This is a genomic window from Mucilaginibacter sp. (assembly GCF_965200995.1).
Taxonomy (GTDB): domain Bacteria; phylum Bacteroidota; class Bacteroidia; order Sphingobacteriales; family Sphingobacteriaceae; genus Mucilaginibacter.
This window is the reverse complement of sequence record NZ_OZ241743.1, coordinates 2,509,154-2,530,377: the sequence shown is the minus strand read 5'-3', so window position 1 is coordinate 2,530,377 and position 21,224 is coordinate 2,509,154. Positions and strand designations below refer to the sequence as shown.

General features: G+C 43.7%; 23 protein-coding genes. 10 read left to right on the top strand and 13 right to left on the bottom strand.

Annotation, left to right across the window (positions count from 1 at the left end; genetic code table 11):
- Positions 1-47: 47 nt before the first annotated feature.
- On the bottom strand, positions 48-827 hold the full coding sequence (locus tag ACY652_RS11915; RefSeq protein ID WP_462264598.1) for an alpha/beta hydrolase: 780 nt from the start codon (positions 825-827) through the stop codon (positions 48-50).
- Between the two features lie 146 nt (positions 828-973).
- Here ACY652_RS11915 and ACY652_RS11910 point away from each other — a divergent pair, with 146 nt between their 5' ends.
- From ACY652_RS11910 to ACY652_RS11885, 6 genes are all read left to right on the top strand, one after another.
- Positions 974-1,681: an alpha/beta fold hydrolase gene (locus tag ACY652_RS11910; RefSeq protein ID WP_462264597.1), complete on the top strand. Its 708-nt coding sequence runs from the start codon at positions 974-976 to the stop codon at positions 1,679-1,681.
- 82 nt (positions 1,682-1,763) lie between these two features.
- A complete protein-coding gene (locus ACY652_RS11905; protein ID WP_462264596.1) occupies positions 1,764-2,879 on the top strand; it encodes an ATP-grasp domain-containing protein in 1,116 nt (371 codons plus the stop codon).
- A gap of 118 nt (positions 2,880-2,997) precedes the next feature.
- The gene (locus tag ACY652_RS11900; RefSeq protein WP_462264595.1) at positions 2,998-4,095 is read left to right on the top strand and encodes a carboxylate-amine ligase; all 1,098 of its coding nucleotides are present in this window, start codon (positions 2,998-3,000) and stop codon (positions 4,093-4,095) included.
- Complete coding sequence (locus ACY652_RS11895) at positions 4,096-4,917, top strand: type 1 glutamine amidotransferase (protein WP_462264594.1); 822 nt, start codon at positions 4,096-4,098, stop codon at positions 4,915-4,917.
- A gap of 157 nt (positions 4,918-5,074) precedes the next feature.
- The gene (locus ACY652_RS11890; protein ID WP_462264593.1) at positions 5,075-6,274 is read left to right on the top strand and encodes a hypothetical protein; all 1,200 of its coding nucleotides are present in this window, start codon (positions 5,075-5,077) and stop codon (positions 6,272-6,274) included.
- A gap of 169 nt (positions 6,275-6,443) precedes the next feature.
- Entirely contained in the window at positions 6,444-7,631 is a 1,188-nt protein-coding gene (locus tag ACY652_RS11885; protein ID WP_462264592.1) for a glycosyltransferase family 2 protein, read from the top strand.
- Here ACY652_RS11885 and ACY652_RS11880 read toward each other — a convergent pair.
- From ACY652_RS11880 to ACY652_RS11870, 3 genes are read right to left on the bottom strand one after another with little or no spacing between them, the layout of a single operon-like run.
- Complete coding sequence (locus ACY652_RS11880; RefSeq protein ID WP_462264591.1) at positions 7,570-8,163, bottom strand: SAM-dependent methyltransferase; 594 nt, start codon at positions 8,161-8,163, stop codon at positions 7,570-7,572. The two genes, ACY652_RS11885 and ACY652_RS11880, sit on opposite strands and share 62 nt — an antisense overlap.
- Before the next feature lie 8 nt (positions 8,164-8,171).
- Positions 8,172-8,912 (bottom strand): PIG-L deacetylase family protein, encoded by a 741-nt coding sequence (locus ACY652_RS11875; RefSeq protein ID WP_462264590.1) that lies wholly within the window; start codon positions 8,910-8,912, stop codon positions 8,172-8,174.
- Positions 8,903-10,036: an acyl-CoA dehydrogenase family protein gene (locus ACY652_RS11870; protein ID WP_462264589.1), complete on the bottom strand. Its 1,134-nt coding sequence runs from the start codon at positions 10,034-10,036 to the stop codon at positions 8,903-8,905. Before ACY652_RS11870 ends, ACY652_RS11875 begins: the two co-directional genes overlap by 10 nt.
- Positions 10,037-10,269: 233 nt before the next feature.
- Here ACY652_RS11870 and ACY652_RS11865 point away from each other — a divergent pair, with 233 nt between their 5' ends.
- A complete protein-coding gene (locus ACY652_RS11865) occupies positions 10,270-10,530 on the top strand; it encodes a hypothetical protein (RefSeq protein WP_462264588.1) in 261 nt (86 codons plus the stop codon).
- A gap of 187 nt (positions 10,531-10,717) precedes the next feature.
- Here ACY652_RS11865 and ACY652_RS11860 read toward each other — a convergent pair whose 3' ends face one another.
- From ACY652_RS11860 to ACY652_RS11850, 3 genes are read right to left on the bottom strand one after another with little or no spacing between them, the layout of a single operon-like run.
- Positions 10,718-11,488: a WecB/TagA/CpsF family glycosyltransferase gene (locus tag ACY652_RS11860; RefSeq protein WP_462264587.1), complete on the bottom strand. Its 771-nt coding sequence runs from the start codon at positions 11,486-11,488 to the stop codon at positions 10,718-10,720.
- On the bottom strand, positions 11,488-12,555 hold the full coding sequence (locus ACY652_RS11855; protein WP_462264586.1) for a glycosyltransferase: 1,068 nt from the start codon (positions 12,553-12,555) through the stop codon (positions 11,488-11,490). The genes ACY652_RS11860 and ACY652_RS11855 overlap by 1 nt, the downstream gene beginning before the upstream one ends.
- 33 nt (positions 12,556-12,588) lie before the next feature.
- Positions 12,589-13,572 carry a polysialyltransferase family glycosyltransferase gene (locus tag ACY652_RS11850; protein WP_462264585.1) on the bottom strand — a complete coding sequence of 328 codons (984 nt, stop codon included), beginning with the start codon at positions 13,570-13,572 and terminating at the stop codon, positions 12,589-12,591.
- 521 nt (positions 13,573-14,093) lie between these two features.
- Between ACY652_RS11850 and ACY652_RS11845 the strand changes: the two genes are divergently transcribed.
- Both ACY652_RS11845 and ACY652_RS11840 read left to right on the top strand, forming a co-directional pair.
- Positions 14,094-14,960 (top strand): SDR family oxidoreductase, encoded by an 867-nt coding sequence (locus tag ACY652_RS11845; protein WP_462264584.1) that lies wholly within the window; start codon positions 14,094-14,096, stop codon positions 14,958-14,960.
- 127 nt (positions 14,961-15,087) lie between these two features.
- A complete protein-coding gene (locus ACY652_RS11840) occupies positions 15,088-15,900 on the top strand; it encodes a helix-turn-helix domain-containing protein (protein ID WP_462264583.1) in 813 nt (270 codons plus the stop codon).
- 175 nt (positions 15,901-16,075) lie between these two features.
- On the opposite strand, the gene ACY652_RS11835 is transcribed toward ACY652_RS11840, so the two are convergent.
- From ACY652_RS11835 to ACY652_RS11810, 6 genes are all read right to left on the bottom strand, one after another.
- On the bottom strand, positions 16,076-16,774 hold the full coding sequence (locus ACY652_RS11835) for a transposase (protein WP_462264582.1): 699 nt from the start codon (positions 16,772-16,774) through the stop codon (positions 16,076-16,078).
- Positions 16,775-16,823: 49 nt separating this feature from the next.
- Positions 16,824-17,120, bottom strand: a complete 297-nt coding sequence (locus ACY652_RS11830; protein WP_462264581.1) for an IS110 family transposase — start codon at positions 17,118-17,120, stop codon at positions 16,824-16,826.
- A gap of 21 nt (positions 17,121-17,141) precedes the next feature.
- Positions 17,142-17,324: a hypothetical protein gene (locus ACY652_RS11825; protein WP_462264580.1), complete on the bottom strand. Its 183-nt coding sequence runs from the start codon at positions 17,322-17,324 to the stop codon at positions 17,142-17,144.
- A gap of 119 nt (positions 17,325-17,443) precedes the next feature.
- On the bottom strand, positions 17,444-17,695 hold the full coding sequence (locus ACY652_RS11820; RefSeq protein ID WP_462264579.1) for a hypothetical protein: 252 nt from the start codon (positions 17,693-17,695) through the stop codon (positions 17,444-17,446).
- Between the two features lie 259 nt (positions 17,696-17,954).
- Positions 17,955-18,875 (bottom strand): helix-turn-helix domain-containing protein, encoded by a 921-nt coding sequence (locus tag ACY652_RS11815; protein ID WP_462264578.1) that lies wholly within the window; start codon positions 18,873-18,875, stop codon positions 17,955-17,957.
- Positions 18,876-18,952: 77 nt separating this feature from the next.
- A complete protein-coding gene (locus ACY652_RS11810; protein ID WP_462264577.1) occupies positions 18,953-19,798 on the bottom strand; it encodes an SDR family NAD(P)-dependent oxidoreductase in 846 nt (281 codons plus the stop codon).
- Between the two features lie 774 nt (positions 19,799-20,572).
- Here ACY652_RS11810 and ACY652_RS11805 point away from each other — a divergent pair.
- Positions 20,573-21,061 carry an REP-associated tyrosine transposase gene (locus tag ACY652_RS11805; RefSeq protein WP_462268255.1) on the top strand — a complete coding sequence of 163 codons (489 nt, stop codon included), beginning with the start codon at positions 20,573-20,575 and terminating at the stop codon, positions 21,059-21,061.
- Positions 21,062-21,224 lie beyond the last annotated feature (163 nt).

Genomic DNA, 21,224 nt, shown 5'->3' with positions numbered 1-21,224 from the left:
GCTTTTATTTTATATGAAGTAGCAGTATACATACTACTGTTCCAATGCTAATTGCCGAATGCCCAGCACAAAAATTTAGGCATCGCTTCAGCCCAGGTGCCTGTATTGTGCTCACCTCCCACTATCTCTAAGTATTGAACATCATTTGGGCGGGTATACCCTTTGCTCTCCAGTTCCTTAATCAGATCAATAGTATCATCAATAGAATCAATAATACCGTTGTGATTACGGTCGGCCAGTTCATCTTTGGTACCGGTCTGCAACCAGAATTTTAAATCGGGTTTACCAGCCGACTCACGAATAACCCGGTGTATCAGCCGGTCATCATTGGTATAACCATCGGCCAGCCCTTTACTCCGCCACCACAAGGAGCCAGAGAATACACCTACTTTATTAAATAAATCATCATTATGCCAGGCAATATCCAGGGCTGACAGTCCACCCAACGAAAATCCTGCAAAAGCTTTAATTTTAAACTCTTCTACCGGTGCCTGCAGGGCAATGGCCGGAAATAGCTCTTCCACTACAAAACGGTTATAGCTATCTGCCTTAGTGCCACGCTGTTTATAATCAGGCTGTCCTGCAATTCCATATTCCTGTATACGCTCTTCACCGGCGCCAATGGCTACCACCAGCAGCGGTGCTATGCCCTTGCGCTCATACTGATATTGCAGGCTGGCCTTCAAATTCAGGCTTTCTATTTCCTGCCCGTCATTAAGCAGCAGCAAATTTTCGGGCAATACGCCTTCAGTACCTAATATGGTACAGGTAACATCGCGCTGCAAATAAGATGAAGGTAAGTGAAGCTGATTTTCGGTAATGTGCATAAGTGTAAATATAAAACAGATGTAGGATCAATTCAGGGTACAAAACTAACCTTAATTTAAGCTTAAGCCGCGTTTGTGCCTCTTAATACGTACAATTTAAAACAAAGATGTTATCTTAACCTTTTAATTTCATTAACTATACCGTTTTGACTGAACAATATCACCGCTGGTACTCCCATCATTTAGGTATGGATCTGGAAATGCTGGTTTTTGGCGACCGGGGTTATCCGCTTATCCTGTTTCCTACTACACAGGGGCGGTACTACCAGAATAAAGACGAAGGCCTGATTGAAAGCGCCAGATGGTTCATTGAAGAAGGTTTGGTTAAAATTTACTGTCCCGACACTATTGACGGCCTGAGCTGGTACAATAAAGGTATACACCCGGCAGACAGAGTGCGAAATTACACCTGGTATGACCGTATGCTGCACGATGAACTGGTACCCTGGGCCATGCATGAAACCGGCGTGGGTAAGGTAGCGATGGCGGGCTGTAGCTTTGGCGGTTACCATGCTGCCAACTATGCTTTTAAACACCCTGAACGGGTAGGAAACCTGTTTACCATGAGCGGCGCATTTGACATTAAGATGTTTACTGACGGCTACTACGATGATAACGTTTTTTATAATAACCCGGTTGATTACCTGCCCGGCAGTAACCAGCCGGAATTATGGCAGATGAACATTATACTGGGCACCTCGGATTGGGATATCTGTAAAGGCTATAATGAGCACTTGTCACATATACTTGGCCAGAAACATATACAACACTGGCTGGATGTAAGGCACAATTCATTGCATGACTGGCCTATATGGCGGGAAATGTTTCCGCATTATTTATCCACCATTAGATAAAGCATTAAAATAAATAGTTAAAACCAGGAGTCAGAAATTAACATCAATATAATATACCGGCCATTAACATAATATCCTTACCATGAAAAAAATAGGCATTTTATTCGGGCGCGAAAGTTCATTCCCCGAAGCATTTGTAGAACGCATCAACCAAAAGGCGGAAAAAGACATTACCGCCGAATTTGTACGTATTGATAAAGTGCTGCAGGGTGAACCTTTGGATTATGCTGTAATTGTAGACCGTATCTCTCAGGATGTGCCTTTTTACAGGGCTGCCTTAAAAAATGCAGCTATATGTGGCACTGCGGTAATCAACAATCCCTTTTGGTGGAGTGCCGATGAAAAGTTTTTTAATAATGCCCTGGCGGTAAAATTAGGCGTACCAGTACCCAAAACGGTACTCTTGCCCTCGCGCGAGCATCCGACTGATACTACAGAGCAATCTTTCCGTAACCTGGCTTATCCGCTGGATTGGGAGGGTATTTTCAACTATGTGGGCTTCCCTGCATATATGAAGCCTTTTGATGGCGGCGGCTGGCGCGATGTGTACAAGATTAGTGACGCTGAAGATTTGTGGAAGAAATTTGAGGGTACCGGCCAGCTGGTCATGCTGCTGCAGGAAGAAATTATTTTTGACGATTACTTCCGTTGCTATTGCATTGGTGGTAAGCATGTACGCATTATGCAATACGAGCCCCGCAACCCGCACCACCTGCGCTATGAGCATGGTAAAGCGCCTGCTTCGCAAAAACTGCTGGATACCATTACCGAGTATGTATTAAAGCTGAACCAGTACCTGGGCTATGATTTCAATACCGTAGAATTTGCCGTGCGCGATGGCATCCCTTACGCCATTGATTTCTGCAATCCTGCCCCGGATGCCGATATCAAAAGCGTAGGTGAGGAAAACTTTGAATGGGTGGTAGAAACATCTGCCAATTATGCTATTGAACGAGCCAAAGCACAAAAGCCTGATGCAGATAACCTCACCTGGGGCGAATATGTAAAATCGGCAGTGGGTAAAACGCCGCTTACAGGCGCTAAGCCGGCAAAGGCAGCAGACACTACTGTAGTTCAGGTTGACCATGAGATAGCTGCAGAGGAAAAGGCAAAGAAGGCAGCGAAGCCAAAGGCGGCTAAAACGGTAGCTACAGAAACACCGGCAAAAGCAAAGAGAACTACTAAGAAAAAGGAATAATACCCCTCCCAACCCTCCCCCAAGGGGAGGGCTTTAAAATACTTGGGTACGGGAAACATATTTAAATAATACTATTTAACAAAAAGCCCTCCCCCTTGGGAAGGGTTGGGAGGGGTTCATGAACGAATTTACCATAGGGGTTGAAGAAGAATTTATGGTGATTGACCCGGTAACACGGGAACTTAAATCGCACGAGCAAAAGATTGTGGATGGTGCGCAGCGCATTCACGAGGACCAGGTAAAGGCCGAAATGCACCAGGCGGTGGTAGAGGTGGGTACCCACATTTGCCGCAATACCGACGAAGCGCGTAAAGAAGTAGGCAAATTACGTCTTACTGTAGCGCAGTTGGCCGGTGAGATGGGCTTGCGTATAGGCGCTGCCGGCACCCATCCCTTTTCGCACTGGCAGCACCAGTTGATTACGGAGCATCCCCGGTATAACGAAATTGTAGATGAATTGCAGGAGGCGGCGCGTTCAAACCTGATCTTCGGGCTGCATGTGCATGTAGGCATTCAATCGCGTGATATGGCCATACACATTGCCAACCAGGTACGATATTTTTTACCGCATATCTTTGCGCTCTCTACCAATTCGCCGTTTTGGGAAGGGCGCAACACCGGCTACCGGTCGTTTCGCACCAAGGTTTTTGATAAGTTTCCGCGCACCGGTATTCCTGATGCTTTTAACAGTATTGAAGAGTATGACAACTACATCAAGCTGCTGGTAAAAACCAACTGTATTGACAATGCCAAGAAAATATGGTGGGATATCCGTGTACATCCGTTCTACGAAACCATCGAGTTCAGGATATGCGATTGCCCGATGCTGGTAGATGAAACCATTGCTTTTGCCGCTATCTTTCAGGCGCTATGCGCCAAATTGTATAAGCTAAGGCAGCAGAACATGAAGTTTATCACCTATCCCCGCGCACTCATCAATGAAAATAAATGGCGGGCTGCCCGTTATGGTATTGATGGAAAACTGATCGACTTTGGCAAGCAGCAGGAAGTAAACACCCGCGCCCTTATTTTAGAATTGATGGATTTTGTAGATGATGTGGTGGATGATTTAGGTTGCCGCCAGGATATGCAGTATATTCATCAGATACTGGAGCATGGCACCGGTGCCGACCGCCAATTGGCTGTTTATCATCAAAAAAATAATTTAGCAGATGTGGTAGATTATATCACCTCACAAACATTAAAAGGTATATAAGTGAAAGCAATAAAAGTAGCCATACTTGATTTATATGACGGGCATCCTAACCAGGGGATGCGCGGCTTTAAAGAAATTTTAGACCGTTATAAAGCAAAGCATAACCTTAACCTGGTCTATCAGGTATTCGATGTGCGGGGCAAGGCCGAAGTTCCGGATTTAAACTTTGATGCTTATATTTCAAGCGGTGGCCCCGGCAGTCCTGTTGATAGTGAGGGCTCCGTTTGGGAACAGCGGTACTGGGAGCTGATTGATAAGATTACAGCCTGTAACCAGCAAGCAGATAGTGTAAAAAAACATGTATTTTTTGTGTGTCACTCCTTTCAGCTCATGTGCCGGCGCCTGCAATTGGGCGAAATTAGCCTGCGGCATTCGCCATCATTCGGCGTGTTGCCGGTGCATCAAACAGCGTTAGGGCGCCAGGAAGTAATATTCGAGGGCCTGCATGACCCATTTTATGCAGTTGATTCCCGTTCCTGGCAGGTTACTCATCCTGATGAAGATAATCTGAAAAAGTATGGAGCCGTTTTACTGGCTATTGAGAAAGAACGCCCTTATGTAGATTATCCCAGAGCAATGATGGCCATACGGTTTAATGATTATTTCTTCGGCACCCAGTTTCATCCCGAAGCTAATCCGGTGGGCATGAAGGCGCATTTGATTAACGAAGAAAAGAAGCAACAGGTCATCAGTGAACACGGCGAACGCAAATATGATGAAATGATAGAGCGCCTGGAAGATCCCGGCATGATACGGCTTACGCAAAGCACCATGATTCCGAATTTTTTAGATCAGGCTATTTTAAGTATGCAGGAAGCATAAACGTGCAAATTGCCCCTTACAATTGCGAGGTACAGCCACCATCTCATCGAAAATAAGTTGAGAAGCATAGCTACGGAATGGCGCCCGTTCCTGGCAATAACGCAATTGCAGAATAGCTTCGCTTTAACAAAAAAATAAACAGCTACATCATCAGCTCATGGAACCTACCGCCCGCCAAAGTTTTAATGCTGGTTTTTCATCTGAAAAGTATCAGCAGTTTTTACAGCAGTTAAACGCCGGTCAGCCCGCAGGTGCAGGCTTTCGGGTAGCAGAAACGCCTGTATTTCTACCTGCTGATTTTACCAATCGCTTACTGGAAGCCGGCAACCAGATCATACAAACCTTACTGCAACCTGATTTTAAAACTTTAACCGAACGCGCCATACCCGATAAATGGCGGGTAGCCAATGAGAATGATCATCCGCATTTTATTGCGCTTGATTTTGGTGTATGTAAGGATACGGACGGTAACATCGTTCCTAAACTTATTGAATTGCAGGGCTTTCCGTCGCTGTATGGTTTTCAGGTAAAGTTAGCTGATACTTATCGGGAAGTGTTTGATATTTCAGATGAATGGACGGTTTATTTTAATGATCTGGATAAAGACGGATATCTTAACTTACTCAAAAAAACCCTACTTGGCCCATACCAGCCTGATGAGGTTGCATTAATGGATGTAAACGCGCCTAAGCAGAAAACAGCAATTGACTTTAACCTCACACAGCAGTATTTAGGTATTGCTGTTATCAGTTCAAGTGACCTGAAACAGCAGGGCAGCCAGTTGTTTTATACCGTTAACGGCAAAGATAAGCGCATCAGGCGCATTTACAACCGCCTGATATTTGACGAAGTTGACCAGGCAGAAAACCCATTTGATGGAATGGTAGATTTGCGGCAGCAACTGGATGTAGAGTGGATTACTCATCCCAACTGGTTTTATCGTATCAGTAAATTTACGATGCCTTATCTGCAGGGCGAAGCTATACCAAAAACTTACTTTCTGCATGAGTTAAAAGAGCCGCCTGCCGATTTGGAACACTATGTGCTTAAGCCCTTATTTTCTTTTGCCGGCCAGGGTGTAATTATTGATGTAACGCTTGCAGATATTAAAGCCATTACAGATCCTGAAAACTGGGTTTTGCAGGAAAAGGTAAACTACGAGCCGGTAGTACAAGCGCCCGATGGCGGCGTAAAGGCGGAAATTCGCCTGCTTTACTTATGGCCGGATGGCGATAGTGCTCCAACCCTGGCTATTAACCTGGCCCGATTGAGCAGGGGAAAGATGATTGGCGTACGGTATAATAAAGACTTTGACTGGGTAGGCGGAACTATAGCCTTTACACCTGCAAAAACATAAATTATCCCTGTCAGCTTCAAAACTAAATTAAGTGCAGAATGCATTAACACTCGCTGTTGTAAACGGCTGTAATTCAAATACAGTTGTATGGCAAACACAAAGCGAACTTAGCCTGTTATAAACGAACAACACTTTGTGCAATTTCATGCCTGTCGCTCATATTAATTCATTGCCCTTACCAATACTATTTAAGTCATTACCTGAACCCGACTACAAATTAAGGATATGCGTTATAGTACCTGTTCGTAATGAGGCGGAAACCTTGTGGGAAATACTGGAGGCCCTGCGGCTGCAAACCGGCGAAAACGGCCAACCTTTAGACCATAAGATCTATGAAGTTTTGGTACTTGTAAATAACTGCACAGATAATTCTCATGCAATTGCGGTTCGTTACCAGCAGCAATATCCAAAATTCAGGTTTCATATTAACGAAATACATTTGCCCGAACCGCAAGCCAATATTGGCACGGTGAGGCGTATGCTGATGGATGAAGCCTGTAGCCGCCTCACTAAAGTAAATCCGGACAATGGTATAATTGCCTCTACTGATGGTGATACTTTAGTAGACAGCAAATGGATCTACTACATCATGGAGGAGATGAAAGGCAACGATGCGGTGGGTGGCCGTATATTAACCCAGAGCGAAACCGGTATTACCCGGCACTATCATCTGCGCAATGTAACCTACCGCTGCCTGCTTGCCCACGCCGAAGATTTAATTGATCCGCAGGAGCATGACCCTATGCCACGGCATTTTCAATATTTTGGCGCCAGCCTGGCAGTAACCTGTGCCATGTATAAACAAGCCGGCCGCCTGCCGCAGCTACCCTGCCTGGAAGATGTAGCCTTTGGTAAGGCGCTGGAACAGCAGGATGCCCGGATACGTAAAAGTTTTAAAGTTAAAGTCTATACGTCCTTCCGTTTGCAGGGCAGGGTGGCTGTTGGTTTTTCAGAACAACTGCAAAAATGGACAGATGAACATTATGCCAACATACAGCAAACGGTTGAACCCATAGAATTTTCGTTATTTATGTTTCTTAATCGCAGCCGCCTGCGCCGGTGCCGTAAAGACTGGCAAACCGGGAATTGCACACAACGGGAATTTAACGCCATTGCACGCCTGTTGAATCTGAACAGTGCAGAACTGAATCAGCATTTTATAGCTGCCAGACATTTTGGACAGCTCTGGCAAATGGCAGAGGAAAAATTACAAGCTTACCGGAAAGATTTCGCCGAATCTCAGTCCATTACCGATGCTATTGCACAGTTGCGTGCCTTTATTTCCGGCAAAGGCGCTATTGCCGCTCCAGCAAATCCATGCGATAGCTGGCAGCACGATGCTGAAAAAGCTGCTTAAACTGTTTGCCTGCACCGCATAACTTCAAAAACGATTCATGTACCTCATCTCCGGTAAGCGGATAATCAGGCACGTCAGGTGTCCAGTGGACCAGCATCAGCTGGCCTTGCGGCTGCAGGTGTTTGATGATTTGCTGTTGCAGTTTCTCTAAATCAGGCATCACCAGATAATAGCCTACTTCAGACATCATGATCAGATCAAATTGCTGGCCGGGAAATTCATCAGGTACGGTCATTTTCTGAACCGTTACCTGCGGCTTGTCCTGTAGCAGCACACGTGCCTTTACAAGCGGCGCCTCAGCCACGTCAACAGACAGCAAAAGCTCACATTTATCAGCCAGCAAGCGGCTAAGTACACCTATAGAACAGCCTATTTCAAAAGCATTATGGTATAACGGGCGTGGCAGGGCAGCTATGGTAGCTGCATATTTATCACGTTCGTAGGTACTGGTTTGAAAATCCCATGGGTCATCTTTCGCTTTGTAAACATCGTTAAAGTAGTTTTCAGGTAATGATTGCTTTGCAGTTGACATGTGATCAATTAATTTCGTTCTACAAATAGTTCCTGGTTCGAAGCAAAATGATTTAACACCTCCGGCGATAAGGTGAAACCTTCTGGGTCATCATCAATAAGGCCTGTAGTTTGCGATGTATGCGCCATAATGGCCCTTTGCTTTAATGCAGTTACCGAAGCAATGTCTGCTTTCCAGACCTTCACCTCTTCGGGTAAGGGCAAATCCTCAGGTGTGGCACGTTCCCATAACCAAATCAAATACTCCAGCCGCCGGCAGGATAACCTGGCCTTTGCAATTGCGGCATTTGTTATCTGCCATGCGGCCCTGTGATCAGGGTGAGGGTCGCGTTGCCAGGGCACAATTACAGTTTGCGGATTAATGGCGTGTAACACCTGCTGCATCAGCTGCACAGCCGGATCAAAACCCGGCTTTCCCTGTGTTGGCAAGCTGCCATCCTTCAATCTTAAAAAGGTAATCTGCTCCTCTTCAACGCCTAAAATATGTAAAGCAGTTACAGCTTCACGCTCCCGCAGTACTATTAATTCAGATGTTGGATACTTAACCGAGTTAGGGTGCGACATACTGCCATCGGTAGTAAAAACTACGTGCACAGGTATACCTTGTTGCCGCAGTAATGCGATCAGTCCACCGCAACCTAACGACTCATCATCCTGATGCGGCGCGATAACCAGCACCTTTTTTAACAGCTTCAAGCCTTCATTATCTAGCATTTGCGCCTGCTGTACCCACTCCTGCCCTATTCCCATAATTTGTTGGTGCTTTTTTGATTTAATACATACTCACCTACGGCTACCAGTGCTGCATCAGGCGCAGGCTGGCGCAAATAAGTGGTTAAGTCGCGGTGGATGCGTTCAAGCGCATCGGGTTTCATCAAGCCGCGCGAACCTACCGAACGTTCGGCCAGCCGCATGGCACGAAGGCAGATATCTTCAATTATGGTACGTACCATGTTGGCATAAGCCACAATACGTTCAGCGGTGTTCTCTTGTGCAAGCCATTCGTCAGCATTTGCACCCGCCTGGTTAATCCATAAATTACCGGTTTCGGCCAAATAGGCAAGCTCTGCTACCCTGGCCCGCTGAAATACATCGTCTGTACGGCCCATGCCCTGTAAAAAGCGGTGTGTTTCATCCAGTATGGCTTCAGCGGCCCCTAACTGTACAGCAGCAAAACGGATAGCACCACCGCTGAAATAGGGTTGCTGGTAATAAGCATCAGGCTGCCCCAACAAATCATTCTCGGTAATCATTATCCCGGTAAAATCCATACGGTAACTTACTGATGCCCGCATTCCTAACGGTGTCCAGAAACCGGGATCGGCAGCTATGGGCTGTACTTTTTCAGTAGGGATAATGCACATCTGCCAACCCTTTTTCACAGGAGATACCAATTCCCCGGTGATGAGCGGACGCTGAATAGCATCAGCCCCTGAGCAAAATGTTTTTGCGCCTTCCAGCCGGTATTCACCGTTTCCCAGGTCATGTATACGTATCCCGCCTGATGCCTGCGTGTTCCACACACCGAACAACTTTTGTTCTGCAGCCACCTCCGTATACCAGTACTGCTGCTGTTCTGCACTACCAAACAAGTGGATGAGAAATAAGGCGTTAATATGTCCTTCATAAATGCGGCCTACCGGTAAACTGGCTTTTCCGGTTTGCTTCAGCAACTGCAGTAAGGCTGCGGTTGCTGGCCGGTTAAAATCGAGTTGACGGCCCGGCAGGGTAATTTCCAACAGTTTTGCCCGGCGCAACCACTCAAATTCCTTTTTAGGAAATAACCCTTCCCGGTCTGTATCGGCAGCCTGCTGCCGGATATTATGAAATGCCTGTTCGTGTGTAAGTGGTGCCGTAGACGTAGCCGTTAACATAAATGATTACAAGAATAGGATAGATGCTTAAACTCTATATAAAAGCAAAAAAAGCCGGTTTGTTTGATCGTGGCTCACAAACACCGGCGCTACATTTTAACAGGTGTTTAAATGTACATTGGTTAAGGCATACCATTTTTTGAACATAATTGCTTTATAATCCCGCTGACGCAGTACAGTATAGTGCTGTTAAATTATGTTTACCTTGCGCAGCAGTTAAACACCACACCACTATGAGCCAGGCACACACTATTGGATTTTCTTACAAGGTTGACAACGTCATGCTGCAAACGGTTGATGATACGCTGCGGACGACCAACACCTTTGCAACCAAAGAAATTATAGCGCAATTGAACCAAAAATTAAAAGACAAGAATTTTAAAGCAGACGAAAGTTCGCTTCGCATTAAATATGTGGATGACCAGCTTTATCTTGAAGGATTTGCAATAGAAATACAGGAAGCAAAAACGGTAGGATTTTTATCGGGCAGATAAATAATTAGCTAGTATTCCAGGGTTGGTTGTCCGGGTTGGAAAGGGAATTTTTTTAATAAGAGAACAGATCACAGGTTCGAGTCGTGCACCAGCCACTTTATAATTTTGAGCAGGTGATTTTAATTCTGTTTAATCTGCTACAACAAGTTGAATGATTGAACCCATCAGATTATGGTTAAGGGATAATTCAATTTAATGTTTTATGTCTGTTATCCCTTTGTTTCCATTGCCTGAATAAAATATAAGCAAAGTAGGAGTCATCAATAATATAGCGCTTGAACATGCGCCGAGGCTCCTGCATCATGCGCCAAAACCACTCCATACCTATCTTTTGAACAAGTTTTGGCGCCCTTATTTTTGTACCGGCCACAAAATCGAAGGAGGCGCCTACAGCAAAGCCAACATTAATATGCAGATGGTTAATATGCTTGTACAGCCACTTTTCCTGTTTGGGAGCCCCCAAACCTACAAATAAGAACTGGGGACGGGCGGCATTGATCATATCCAGTATTCTCTGATTTTCTTTTTCATCCTTTTCAAAATTGAAAGGCGGTGAATATACGCCCACAACCTCAAGATCAGGATATTTTAGCAGCAATGCGTTCTTTGCCTTTTCAGCTACCCCTTCCTGCCCACCCAGAAAAAACACCTTGTATTGATGATCAGCCGCCAGTTTGCACAATTCAGGAAATATATCCGAACCGCTTATTTTTTCTTTGATAGGCGTTCCCAGCAATTTGGCAGCCCATAGCAACGGCATCCCATCGGCTACCACGAGTGATGCTTGTTGATACACCTGTAAAAATTTTGGGTCTCTTTCAATTTTTACTACGTGGTCAACATTAGGGGTTACTACATAGGCCCTCTTATTGCCACTAACAATTTGAACTACCCATTTAAATAGCTGTTCGCGGGTAATATTATGAATCTCAACTTTGCCAATCTTAACTTTATCCACTATTTCATCAGGCTTTTGTATAGTTCATTGAGCTTGATATTTATTTTTTTCAAATTAAAATCAGCTTCTACTACTTCCATATTACGTTGTTTAAATACCTGCATCTCATCGGGATGCTTATTAACATACAGTATCCGCTCCATGAGTGCATCAACATCACCCGGCGTAATCAGGTAACCGTTGTACTGATCTCTCACCAAATCCGGAATACCGCCCACTTTTGTACTGATGATTACTTTGCCGCACGACATGGCCTCAATGAGCGACATAGGCAAGGCTTCGTCATAGGAAGGCAGTAACACGGTTTCCACTTTTTTCAGTACCTCTTTCTTGGCGCTGGTATCCACCCATCCCAGCACTTCTGCATTGTTACCAAGCTGCTGTTTGCTGATAATTTCCTTTACCTGCTCAATATCCCCATCACCGGCCAGATAAAAATGCAAGTAGGTTAGTTTTTGCTCGTTTACGATGCGGTTTATAGCCTGCAACAGATCATACACCCCCTTATTTTTGCCTAAACGCCCCAGCAGCAGATAATGAGTATAAGTGGTATCTAAACTGATACACTGCTGATATGACTCAACATTGATCCCGTTACGCAGAATCTCTACACGTGCTACCCGGTGAAATGTTGTTTTAAAATAACTTTCCCAATACTCAGACAGTACTATAATTAAATCGCATTGGGCTACAGTACGTTGTATAAACTTTTTAAAAGCTGGTCTGCTATCATTATAAAAGCTGGCAAAATACCCGCCGTGCATGTGCATAATTGTTTTTTTACCCAGCCATTTACTTAATCTCAATATTAAACTTTTACGGTAAAAGCTGGCTCCTGTAGCCACATGCAGGTGTACTATATCAAACTTGCGGCTGTGCAGTAAAATATAACTGAGTGCATGCAAGGTGTAATAAACCTTTTCATAAGCCGGGCCTTCTACATGCGATACCAGGTAGGTGAGCTTATTTTCCGCTTTAAGTACATCGTTGTTCATTTGCTCCTGTATCACAGTAGCCATTCCACCTTTAGTACGGGTAATGCTTGGCCCCACAACTAATACGTTCATTATCCTTTGTTTAAATTAAGGTGTTCTGCTGTTTCAGATTACCACATCGTTTAATTTTTTATACGCACGGTAATACGGGTCATTCATCAGCAGATTCTCATAGGAGGTAACCTGATGCCCGTACAGCCTGGCATAGTACAGCAAAGAGCTGCTAAAGCCGATAATGCGCAGATCAATACTGTTGAGTATAATCAACTCAAAAGGCAAATCGTCCGGCAAAACAATTAACTCCTTGTTTAAAGCATTAAAATAGCTTTTAATGGTTTCTTTGTTATCAGCAGTTTGTGCCGGGTGAAACTTAATATAATTTACATCAACTGCATTTTCATTTACCACCTGTTTTACACTGTTCAGGTAAATCTCTTTGGTTGCATAATGGTTCTCAATGGCTCCCTCAAGTATAAACACCGGGGCTCCGGCCTTTACCTGGTAGCTGCAAGTTAGTGCAGGCCACTTTACAATCGTTTTTTTATAAGGCAGATGTTCAAAGGTTTTAGCCGAAGATCCAAAGGCTTCGGTAGGATACTCCTTTTTTATATTATGCAGTAATCCGTACAGGGTAAACCAGTATCTGTTAAGCAGCAAAGCCTTACTATAAGTTTCCTTTACCCAGTTTTTATAGTTGAACTGCTTGATCTGAAACTTTTTAGCATAGGCATTACTTCCTTCTTCGAGCAAAGCCAGGCCTGCACATAAGGGATGCGTAAAAATTACCTGCATCAGGAATACTCCTACGTGCGGCAAATAAGCAATATAGCTTTCTCCTGCCAATGTATATATCAGCCGGTCAATCTGCCTTAGCAGCGCGTTTAGCTTAAAGATGTTGTACTTATAACTTTGCGAAAGGGTAAACTCCGCCGAAAGGTCGACCTGTTTATAATTATGCGCTGTTAAATTACTGCTATAGTTTCGGGTGCGCACCATAATAATATTTTCAGGCTGCAGCTCTTTCAATTCAATTACACCTAAAGCAGTTAGGTAGGTGGTATGGCTGTGGATGTAAAAGAGGTGCTTCATAATTTCGGGCAACGCACTTGAGTATTTGAGTAACAACTGCCTATAAATAGTGCAACAAGAAAGCTGCTTTACTTCAGGGGCTGCCTGTAAATTTCACCCAACTGTGCATGATTTTAGCAGCACCAAAGATAGTATCTTCTGCCAGAAATTTTATAGCGTACATAAACCCAGTGTGGTAATCAAGATCGGCCTTGTAAAAATCATTCTTAACTATGCAAGGGCTTACCATATTACCAAGTTTATAATTTATACAAAATCAGTTTACGCAATCACATATTTAAGCATAAATTTGTACCGTTCAGGCACCTGCCTGAATTTGTGATAAGGTTTCCTCTAAAAATATTGTCTCAACAAGTACCCGATTGCCATTCCTTGTAAGTTATATTTAATTACTTGTGACCAATAATTTAAGATATCTACGGTAACAAATTATTTTGGTGAGATTTTATTTCAATAAAGTAAGATTTTGTTCATTTCTGCAGCATTCCATTTTGGACTTTTGTATCAAAATAAATATAAAAATGATACTAATCACAGGAGCTACCGGCAAAATGGGCGGCATAGTCATCGAAACGCTATTGAAAAATGGTATACCATCTAATCAGATCGCCGCTTTGGTAAGGGATGAAAACAAGGCTGCAGCCTTAAAAGAAAAGGGTATTGATGTAAGGATCGGTGATTATGACAACCGGCATTCCTTGGATAAAGCTATGATAGGAATTGACAAAGTATTGCTGGTTTCCGGTTTGGATATGAGTAGGATCATGGAGCAGCACCTTAACGTAATCGATGCTGCAAAAGAAGCAGGCGTCAATTGTTTGGCCTATACAAGCAATTGCCTGAAGGAAAAAGAAAGTTTAGTCAACTATATCATGCAGACGCATTTTGAGACGGAAGAATATATTATTTCCAGCGGTATGAATTACCTTATTTTCAGGAATGTATTATACATGGAATCAATGGCCGGTTATATGCTGGGCAAAGATGTGTTTGAAAATGGAATTCATCTGCCTGCAGGCGATGGACGCGTATCTTATGCGCTTAGAAGTGATGAGGCGGAAGCTATCGGGAATGTTTTATCAACCGGCGAGTGCACTAACCGGATCTATAATTTCACCAATACCCGCACCTATTCTTTTGATGATGTTGCAGAGGCACTTAGTGAACTTTCCGGCAAACCTGTTAGTTACACACCTTTAACAATGGATACCTACAAAACTGAAGCCCGTAATAAAGGTGTGCCTGATCACGCGTTAGAGATGATGGCGCCATTTTACACCGATATCGCGAACGGACAAGGAAGCACCGTCAGCAATGACCTGGAAGAGGCATTGGGACGGAAGCCGGTTGATTTAAAATCAGGGCTGAAGCTGTTGTTAAACCTGTAAAACTTGTGTAGTTTGCTTAATGAACCAGTCTGCGCCCTTAAATATTAAAACCATTTCGGAATACCACCGGGTGTTAGGCTTATCCAAGCCACTGCATCCCCTGGTGAGTTTAGTCAGGTTTGAAGATATGCCTTACAATCCCGAACAGGCACCGCGGGCAATTGTGCATAATTTTTACAGTATCGCTTTGAAAAAAAGCTTTCACGCCCGGCTGAAATATGGCCAGCAAGAGGTCGATTTTGATGAAGGCATTTTACTGTTTATGGCACCCATGCAAGTACTATCTATCGAAGGTCCTTTTGAAACAGCAGTCAGTCACCAGGGCTGGCTGCTACTTGTACATCCGGATCTGTTATGGAATACACCTTTAGCTAAGAAAATAAGGCAATATGAGTATTTTGATTATAAGGCCAACGAGGCCTTGCATGTTTCAGATGCCGAAGAACAGTTACTGATCAGTATCATGCAAAATATAGCGCAGGAATATCAGGCAAGGATCGACAATTTCAGTCAGGATGTAATCATTGCACAATTGGAATTATTATTTACTTATTCTGAACGGTTTTATCAGCGCCAATTCATAACCCGTAAAACCAGCAATCGTCAAATCATTGGCCGAATGGAAGAATTGCTAAACGTGTATTTTAAAAGCGATCAGTTGCAATCCAAGGGTATGCCTACTGTAACCTACTTTGCAGACGCTTTGCATTTGTCGCCTAATTATTTAAGCCGCTTGCTGAAAACATTAACCGGACAAAGCACTAAAGATTTCATCATTGGTAAAGTTGTTGATCTTGCTAAAGAAAAGCTCTCTACGACTGATCTCACTATGAATGAGATCGCCTATACTTTGGGATTTGAACATCCGCAAGCATTCAGTAAGTTATTTAAAAGCAAAACCAACTTATCACCGCTTAAATTTCGACAATCTTTTAATTAGTAGGTTAGTAATTGTCTTTGACAGTTAAGTGATTTACTAACGGCAGCCTTGATAATCAATTTAAAAAATAAGTTTCCTCTGCGTTCTCGTGGAACAAGCCTGGGTGCTATCTACAGTTTTGGCAGCCTAGGTTTCAGACTCTTTATTCTATTACATTTTCCGTCCTTTGAGTGTTCTAATCAATATTGTTTTGAGGCCACCGTAGCTTTGAGTTATGATACAATGCCGTTTTAGCCTGTAAGTCCACAAAATGTGCAATGCCTTTTTCTTTGTAAATAGTTAGCGTTTCTAATGTATTATACACAACTTTAAGCAATCTTCGTGCAACGGCAACTATTGCTTTTTGCGCTTTCATACGTTTACGCAATTTATCGAACAAAGCATGCCAATAGGAATCTTTCATGCGAACCGCAGCCCAAGCCGCGCCAACAATAGCAACCCTTAAATAACTGTTACCTTTTTTAATTGAAGTATTTTTTCGCTTACCTGCACTTTCATTATTACCAGGTGCAATTCCGCACCAAGCTGTAAAATGGTCAGCTGTTGGAAAACGGCTCATATCTTTTCCTGCTTCGCTGATAATGGTTTCTGCCGATTTAACGCCAATGCCGCTAATGCTATCAAGACATTCGAATGCCTGTGTATAATGCTCGGTAATGATTTCAGTAATCGATTTATCCAGAAAATCTACTTGCTTTTGCACGTGGTCATAATCTTCCAGTAACATTTGAAGTTGAGTATGGTGATAGGTTTGAAGGGTACCATCCAAAGCTTTAACTAATTGGTCTTTCTTTTTGATTACTTTACCTCTGGCACAATTCAGTAATTGTTCCTGATCGGTAACACCTTTAGCCAATAGTCGTATCATCTCCATAGCAGATAATGTATGGATCGAACTTATCACAGAGCGCAGTTTGATATTGTTACTTTCTAATATTTTCTAATATCTTAAGTAGACGATTCCTAATTCTGTTTAATTGCCATGTATAAAATAAGCGATTTCGGCAATAATCCCTGATTATACGCTGTGTACTATCTGGCATAAAGCTTGGTCTAACTAAACCGTGTAGCAATAATGTACAAAGCCATTTGGCATCTTTGCGATCAGTCTTGCGCTTCGGCATCTGCTTAATATGAACCGGGTTCGCCACGATAACTTCGATACCAGCTTCGGTAAGTATGGCGTATAAACTCATCCAATAAATATCAGTGCTTTCCATCAGGCAATGATGGATGTCGTTTTACTGCAGCCAATCTCTGATCTCTTTGAGTTCGCAGGTGTAAGTGCCAAATTCCCTGAACTCCTGATTGCTGCCATCTTTACAAGAAATAAAGCCGACGATCTTGTCCTTGTGCATATCCAAACCACAGGCTCTGTCTAATTGAGGCATAATGTTCACATCTTCAATTACTTGTTGTTTCATAAATATCCTCCGTTGATTATCTATGATATACATTTTTATGAGCCCGGGTGTTTTTCAAATCATAATACTTAGGTTAGAGCCTTCCGGCAGCGAGTGCGGGAAGGCTTCTTTTTTCTGATTTATCCCTGCTCCTCCTTGTTTTCTCCGTTCAGAAAATCATCAAAATCAAAATTTTTGGCTTCGCTTGCGGGTAAGGATATATCGCCTGCAATATCTGGCATAGTAGCGGCGCTTACTTCGCGCTCATCAAACGTTTCTATGCTGCCACTTTCGGTAAGCAGTACATATACCTGTTCGTTTATCTGGTCGGCGGCTATGCGGCCCTGGCCCTGCGGGGTGCTTACGTGCTGCCCCTCCTTATAAGTGCTCATAGTGTATCTGTTTATAACTCTACAAGCGCCCGGTAACAAATATGTTTATGTATAATGAACATTCTGTTTTGCAGGGCACGAGGTATGGCTGTTTTGCTCCAAAAACCGGCTCAACGGAGCTATCAGCAACTTCTTGAATGATACACTGAAGGCACAACCCGACCACTTCCCTAACCAAAGACAGGCGGGACAACTTTGAAGCAGGGGAAACCTGGATTTTGCAAACCTACACCAGGCGCTTTTACCCTATTAACTATGGTTAGTTAAATGATCTTCTGAACTCCAGCGGTGAAAGGCTGGTTTTGGTTTTAAACAGCTTACTAAAGGACTGCGAATGCTCGAAGCCCAGCGCATAGGCCACTTCACTTACTGTTAAACTGGTTGTTGACAGCTTTTCCTTCGCTTTTTCAATCAGTTTATCATGAATGTATTGCTGCGCGTTCTGCCCGATTAACGACCGCAGCATATCGCTCAAATAACTTGCCGAAAGGTTTAAGTGTTCGGCCAGGTAACTTACTGTTGGTGTTCCCTGGCTTAGGGAGGTTTCCTGGTTAAAGTAATTTTCCAGCAAATCCTGCAGCTTTTGCAGCAGATCATTGCTGCTGGCCTTGCGGGTAATAAACTGGCGTTTATAAAAGCGGTTGGCATAGCTGAGCATAAGCTCAATTTGCGCCATAACCACATTATGGCTAAAATCATCAATCCGGCTGTTCAGCTCGGCTTCAATCATCTTAAATATAGAAATAATGGTTGCTTTTTCTTCTTCCGAAAGATGCAGGGTTTCGTTGGCCGAATAGGAAAAGAAGCCATACTGCCTGATGGTTTTGGCCAAAGCATGGCCTAAAAAGAAATCGGGATGAATAAGCAGGGTGTATTCTGAACACGTACTGGCCTCATTATCATTACTGCCAATAATTTGCCCCGGTGCAGCAAACAATAAACCGCCCTCATCAAAATCATAATAACTCTGCCCGTATTTCAGCTTGCCTTTAAGTTTAGGCTTATAAGATATTTTATAGAAACCAAGCACATGCGGCTGGGAATACCCTTGCATTTCAACCTGTATAGCGGTACCACTGATGATACTGATTAACGGATGCCTGGGGTTAGGCAAGCCGAAGGTACGGTGTGCATCAGCCAGCGACTCGAACTTCAGCAAACTGTTTTCTTCGCGTTTCATAGCTTAGTATTTAAATGGTGATAACCGACATGGCTAAATGTCGGTTATCACTATGGTTTTAACAAGTTTTAAAGCTGTTATTTTGATTCGCCCTGTGCCGAATCGGATACATCTACCCATGCTTCCCATTCTGCTAAACGTGCATTATAAGCAGTACGTACAGATGGCAGGCCGTGGCTGCCCAGGAAGAACCGCAATGGCGGATTTTCTGCATCCACTACCTGGAACAGCGCTTGTGGCGTTGCTGCCGGGTCGCCGCGCTCCAGGGTTCTCAGCCCGTTTATAAACTGAGTTTTAAAATCGGTATACACCTCCATGCCTGCTGCAAATTTCAATGACTCCTGGCTGCCAAATTCAGTAGCATAGGCGCCCGGCTCTATAATGGTTACCTTTATGCCAAATTGCTTTACCTCGGCGGCCAGGCTTTCGTGTATGGCTTCGAAGGCCCACTTGGAAGAGCAGTAATAGCCGATAACAGGTGAAGTAATGTGGCCTAAATTACTTGAGGTGCCCAGGATATGCCCATATCCCTGCTCCCGCAACAGCGGCAGGGCGGCCTGTATTACCGAAACCGGGCCAATAATATTGGTTTCATACGCGGCCCTTATATCATCTGCGCTTGCCTCCTCAATGGTACCTACCAGCGAATATCCGGCATTATTGAGTACCACATCCAACCGGCCGAAGTGAGCGTGCGCTTGCTTAACCGCCTCTTGCACCTGCCCGGGCTGGGTAACATCGAGTTGCAGGGTAAGTACATTGTCGCCATATTTCTCTTTAAGGTCGGCTATACTTTCTGGTTTGCGTGCAGTAGCCGCTACCTTATCGCCGCGCTGCAATGCAGCTTCCGTCCAAACGCGGCCAAAGCCACGTGAAGCACCGGTGATGAACCATACTTTGTTTTTTTGATTTTGCTGTGCCATAATGTTTTGTTTCTTTTAATTAACACTGTAAAGGTCGGGATAGGCGATAGTTGGGGTGTAGTCGTATTGAGGATGTTTGTAGTCGTATTGAGGAAGAGCGTACTGGCCGAAAATAATGCGATGATACCCTCATATGGGTTCGAAAGATTCTTTTTAGCTGAGATTGCAGCATCCACGTTATGCGAACCTTATCCCGGCGCATTTATTAATGCAAAACGGTTTATAAAGGTTAACATCATTTTAACATATAGGTTTCATAAATACTTGATAATCAGCATACTGTTAATGTTTAGGGTTTACATTAAATGATTTTTATTTTAAGGCTGTTAACATGATTTCCGGTTCTTTCCAACACCTGTAATGATGATACCCGCCACCGGCAATAAAGGGAAATTAATGCGTATAAAAGCCCATAAACTTCCATAAAAGTCGATTAAATGCCATAAAAGTGTTAATACGGTAATACGATGTAGTGGGCTTTCTGTGGCAGATAGCCTCCGCCAGGTGTTCACGTTCACGAGGTGTGAACACCCGTGAACGCTGACAAATAGGTGTCAGTACTAAAATCTGATTCAAGCTTTGACCCTAAAAGGCGACTTAAATCTTGATATGAAAACAAGCCCTCCTATCGCCCTTAATCGCACAAACTTGCCGGTTGAACCACCAGCACTTAACAAGCCAATAAATTTCTGTTATCTTCATGCTATGGCTACGCGTTACCGCTTCGGCGAAAATCAAATCCCTCATTTTATTACTTTCCCGGCAGTTAACTAAATTGATGTATTTACCAGGGAAACTTATAGGCAAATCCTGATCGACAGTTTACTCTACTGCATCCAAAGCAAAGGCTTGGTACTTTATGTCTGGGTGATCATGAGCAATCATGTGCATCTGATCGCTTCCGCACAAACAGATTATGAACTTTCTGCCTGCATGCGCGACTTAAAGAAATACACGAGCCGGCAGTTGATTAAAGCCATAGAAGAAAATATACAGGAAAGCCGTAAAGTCTGGCTGCTCTGGCTGTTTAAAAAGGCAGGACAAGCCAATAGCAATAATATTACTTACCAGTTTTGGCAGCAGGATAATCACCCGGTTGAACTGCGCACCAATGAGATGCTGGAGCAGCGCCTTACTTACCTGCACCACAATCCGGTAAATGTGGGCTGGGTATGGGAGCCGCAGCATTACAAATACAGCAGCGCCATTGATTATTGCAGCGATGTGGAGAAAGGATTGCTGCCGGTTGCGAGGTTGTGTTAGCTTTAAGCAGTTATTTTGTTTATTTTGTTTTTAGCACTGGTTTAAGTTTTCCCTGTAAGGGGCAACTTAAATCCCAAATGGAACCAAGGACTCCCGTCCGCCTTTACAGCACTGGCCCGCTGTTATAGCACTGATTGAAGTTGGGTGCTGCTATGCTGGTTGT